Below are 5089 nucleotides of genomic sequence, written 5' to 3' on the forward strand. Positions count from 1 at the left end.
GAGCGAGTCGGTGCTCGCGCGCTCGGTGACCGCGCCCGACGGGTCGTACTGGTACAGGAACCCGCCGGACATGCCGTTGCCGAGCCCCTTGCCGTACGCGCCGAGGTTGAACACCGCGCCGCCGGTCATGTACTCGCACCCGAAGTCGCCGATGCCCTCGACGACGGCGGTCGCGCCCGAGTTGCGGACGGCGAACCGGTCACCCGCCTCGCCCTCGACGAACGTGCGACCACCGGTGGCGCCGAACAGTGCGAAGTTGCCGACGAGGACGTTGCCGCCCCGCTCGACGCTGCCGCCGCCGGGCGCCCGGACGACGATCCGGCCACCGGACTGGCTCTTGCCGACACCGTCGTTCGCGGTCCCGACGTGCTCGAGCGTGATGCCGTCGTTCGTGAAGACCCCGTAGGACTGGCCGGCGGAGCCGCTCGTGCGGATCGTCACGGCACCGTCGACGAGGCGACGCCGACCGCGGTCGTCCGTCGTGATCGCCGGGTGCGCGGACAGGTCGACCCCGCGCAGCTCGTGGTTGAGCAGGCGCTCGACGTCGATGCCCAGCTGGCCGCCGACCGACTTGTCGGCGTTGCCGAGCACGACGCCGTCGACGGTCAGGGCGTGCTCGTGGCCCTCGACCAGGGCCGTGCGGACCTGGTCGATGAGCGCGTCGTCGGTCCGGAAGTCCTTCTCGAGGTACTCCGGGTCCGTCACGACCTTCTCCGGCACCTGCGCGAGCAGGTTCCGGACGTCCAGCCGCCCGACGCTCGCCGGGTGGTCGAGGAGCTGCAGCAGGTCGGTGCGACCGCGGGCCTCGCGCAGGGAGCGCAGACCGAGGCGGGCGAGGATCTGGCGCACGTCGTGGGCGATGTTGAGCAGGTACTGCGCGAGCGCACGCGGGTCGCCCTCGAACGCCTCGGCGTTCGTGGTGAGGCCCGCCGGGCACTTCACGTTGCAGTTCTTCGCCATCACGCAGCCGAGCATCATGAGCGCGGTCGTGCCGAACTCGAACGAGTCCCCGCCGAGCAGCGCGCTCGTGACGACGTCCGACCCGGTCTGGTGCGCGCCCGAGCAGCGGAGCGTGACCTTCTGGCGCAGGCCGTTCGCGACGAGGGCCTGGTGCACCTCGGCCACACCGATCTCCGCCGACCGCCCGGCGTACTTCAGGCTGGTGACGGCCGCGGCGCCCGTGCCGCCGGTGTTCCCGGCGACGTTGATGACGTCGGCGCCGGCCTTGGCCACACCGACCGCGATCGTGCCGATGCCCTCGGAGGACACGAGCTTCACGACCACCCGCACCCGGGCGGCCTTGCAGTCGTGGATGAGCTGCGCGAGGTCCTCGATCGAGTACGTGTCGTGGTGCGGCGGCGGCGAGATGAGCTCGACGCCCGGCGTGCCGCCCCGGGCCGCCGCGATGTCGACCGTGACCTTCGGCGCGGGCAGCTGACCGCCCTCGCCGGGCTTCGCGCCCTGACCGATCTTGATCTCGAGCTCCTCGAGCATCGGGTCGGCGAGGTAGCCCGCCCAGATGCCGAAGCGCCCCGAGGCGAACTGCTTGATGCGCGAACCGCGGATGGTGCCGTAGCGGGAGTGGTGTTCGCCGCCCTCGCCGGAGTTCGACATGCCCCCGACCATGTTCGTGCCGTGCGCGACGGCCTCGTGCGCCGTGGCGACGAGGGCGCCGTGGCTCATCGCGCCGGAGGCCAGCGTGCGGGTGATCTCGTGCGCCGGCTGGACCTCGGCCACGTCCACGCTCGCCGGTGCCTGCTGCAGGATACCGAGCAGGTCGGCTGCCGCACCGGTGGCGCGGAGCGTCACCTGGTCGTCGGCGACGGAGTCGACGTCGACCAGGCCCGGGTGCAAGAGGGCGAGCCCGTCCGCGAGGGCACGGTGACGCTGCGCACCCGTGGGACCGGTCGAGGTGAGCTCCAGACGGAACCGCACCGTGCCTCCCGGCAGTCCCTCGGAGGACGCGCGCGAGCCGGAGAGCCCACGCACGGTGACGCTGGCGTTGCCGACGGTCGCGAAGCGGCCGAGTTCGCGCGCGAAGTCCTCCGCCTCGTCGATGCCGGTGACGTCCGCGGGCAGCGCGAGCACGTCGCGGAGCGCGGCGGGACGGCGCGACCGCTCGTCGTGCGTCGTCTGCAGGAACGAGACGTAGCCGGGCGTGATGCGGTGCCCGTCGATCTCGGCGTCGCTCAGCCGGTCGTAGCCGGTGTTCCGGTACGCCGCGTCGGAGATGCCGAACGAGTCGTCGAGCTGCCCGAGGGTGAGCAGCCGCAGCGCGTCCGAGTCACCGGAGCGCTCGAATGCCGGGCGCTCCTCGGTCATGCCGCCGAAGCCGCGGACGCTCGCGACACCGAACGAGTGCCCGGCGCCGTCCGAGCGCTCCTTGAACAGGCCGAGGAGCGGCACCTGGCCCTCGATCGCGACGCTGCGGGCACGTTCGTGCCAGTCCGTCGCCGCCTGTGCGATGCGGGTGAATCCGACGCCGCCGACCGGGGCGTCCATGTGCGGGAAGACCCGCGCGAACAGGTCGTCGCTCGTGTCGAGGTAGTTCGGCTCGAAGAACTCACCGCCGATGTAGCTCTCCGCCGTGCACAGGCCCACGCGGCCCATCGTCTTCGCGAGGGCCTTCTCAGCGGCCTTCCGGAAGCGCTTGAGGGCGAGGTCGGTCGCGGTGTGCTCACCGGCCGGGGCAGCCTCGGCGGGGTACTTCTCCTCCGCGCGGAGGCGGGCGCTCAGGCTGTAGACGGCCGACGCACCGAAGCCGAGCGCCGTGGCGACGTGGTGGGACGACGGCAGCTGGCCGGACTCGGCGACGACGGAGACCCGCAGCCGCAGCCCGGTCTCGATGAGCCGCTGGTTGACGGCGGCCACCGCCAGGATGACGGGCAGCGCGGCGTGCGTCGAGGACACGCTGCGGTCGGTGAGGACCGCGATGCCGCCGGAACGCTCGGCGAACGCGGCGACGGCGTCGGCGAGCTGCTCGGTCGCCGCCCGCACCGCGTCGGCGTTCGCCTGCTCGTCGCCGAGCACCGGCACGTAGAGCATGTCGAAGCGTTCGAGCGGCACGATGTCTTGATCCCGCAGGCGCACCATGTCGAGGTGCCCGAGGACGGGGGACTGCACCACGATCTGCCGGCTCGGCGCACCGTCCCCGCTGCCGGTCCCGTCGGGCTTGCTGCCGAGGGCGACACGCATCGACATGCCGTCGGCCTCGCGGATCGAGTCGAGCGGTGGGTTCGTCACCTGCGCGAAGCGCTGCGAGAAGTACTTCGCCATGCCGCCCTCGGTGTCGCTGAGGGCGTTGATCGCGTTGCCGTAGCCCATCGCCGAGATGCGCTCCGACCCGTTCTGGAGCATCGGGTCGAGCATGAACCGGAAGCTCTCCTGGTTCAGCGAGTACGCCACGTACCGGCCCGCCAGCGACAGGTCGCCGTCGTAGCCGAGGGTCGTCGTGCCGCGCTGGTAGTCCGGCACGGGCAGGTCGTCCAGGTCGACACGTGCGGCCTCGAGGAGCTCCGCGTAGGGCTTGCGCTCCGCGAGCACGTCGAGCACCTCGCGCGTCCGCATGAGGGAGCCGGAGCGGTGGTCGACGACGAGCATGCCGCCGGCCTCGATCCGCCCGCGGTGCACGACGTCGGCGGCGTCGAACTCGACCTGCCCGGCCTCGGACGCCACGACGAGGTACTCGTCCGTCTGCACGGTGCGCAGCGGGCGGAGCCCGAGCCGGTCGAGTCGGGCACCCACGACGTCGCCGTCGCTGAAGATCACGGCCGCGGGGCCGTCGTTCTTCTCCTCGTACAGCGAGAAGTACTCGAGCATGGCCCGGACGTCCGGCGTGAGCGTGCGGTCGTTCTCCCACGCCGGCGGCATGAGCGACACCACGGCCTCGACGATGTCCAGGCCGTCGTCGAACACGCGGCTCTGCAGGGTCTGGTCGAGACGGCTCGAGTCCGACTGGCCCGGGGGCCGGACGATGCTGCGGGTGCGGGCACGCGCCAGCGCCTCGTCCGAGAGGCGGTTCTTCCGGTCCGTGTTGAGCTCGCCGTTGTGCGCCATGAGACGGAACGGCTGCGCCATCGTCGGGTGCGGCTCGGTGTTCGTCGAGAAGCGCGTGTGGAAGTAGAGCGTCCGCACCGAGTGCCGCGGGTCCGTGAGGTCGCGGAAGTACGAGATGACCTCGCCCGAGTTCAGCCGGCCCTTGAGGATCTGCGTCCGGGCGCTGAGGGACAGCGGGTACAGGGCGGCGTGCGGCGCGTGCGCCTCGGCTGCCTGGGTGTAGGAGACGCGCTCGACGGCGAGGAGCGCACGGTTCGCGGCGGCGTCGACCTCCGAGCGCTCCCAGGACGACGGCGCGCGGAACACCCACTGCACGATCGGCAGCTGGTACTGCTCGGCCTCGGGGCGCGTCACCGAGTGGTCCACGGGGACGTCCCGGACGACGAGGAGCTCGAAGCCCTCGTGCGTGATCGCGTCGGTGACGACCTGCTGGGCGGCTGCTCGCGCGTCGGCGCCGGACGGGGTGGTGTCGCCCGGCACGAAGCAGTTCGCGACGCCGAAGTGCCCGGCGCGCAGGGTCTCGCCGGTGATCGCGCTGAAGAACTCCACCGACAGGTCGATGCTCACGCCGGCGCCGTCCCCGACACCCTCGGCGGACTTGCCGCCGCGGTGGGGGATCGAGCAGAGCGCTGCGTCGCCCTTGCGGATCACGTCGTGCGTCGGCACCCCGTCGAGGCGGGTGATGAAGCCGACGCCGCAGTCGCTCGATTCGCGGGCAGGGTCGTGGAGACCGAAGGGGGAGTGGTTCACGTGCGGGTCCAGTGGAGCGTGTGCCGACAGGCAGCGGACGGCCACGCTGCTTCCTCGGAGCGCTCGCCGCGGGCATGCCGTCGGGTGACGGCCGGGCCCTGTGGGGTGGTGGTGCGGTGAGGCGATGCTACGGCTTGGTATACCGCGGGCGCAACAGACCGGCCGGACGGGAGGCGCGGCGCGGGTCCGGCGGGCGTGCCCGGCCTGGCGCGTGGGCGCGGCGTTCTCCGCACGGTGCGAGGTTCCACACACCGTGGGACGGGACACCGTCCCACCGTGTGTG

The 5089-nt window shown here is 72.2% G+C and carries 1 protein-coding gene; it reads right to left on the reverse strand.

Translation table 11 applies throughout. The features are described 5' to 3' along the window. The coding region (locus tag I59_RS14900) for a glutamate synthase-related protein (protein WP_042726792.1) at nucleotides 1–4806 on the reverse strand (4806 nt) is incomplete at its 3' end. Nucleotides 4807–5089 lie beyond the last annotated feature (283 nt).

This window comes from Curtobacterium sp. B8 (genome assembly GCF_000333315.1).
Taxonomy (GTDB): domain Bacteria; phylum Actinomycetota; class Actinomycetes; order Actinomycetales; family Microbacteriaceae; genus Curtobacterium; species Curtobacterium luteum.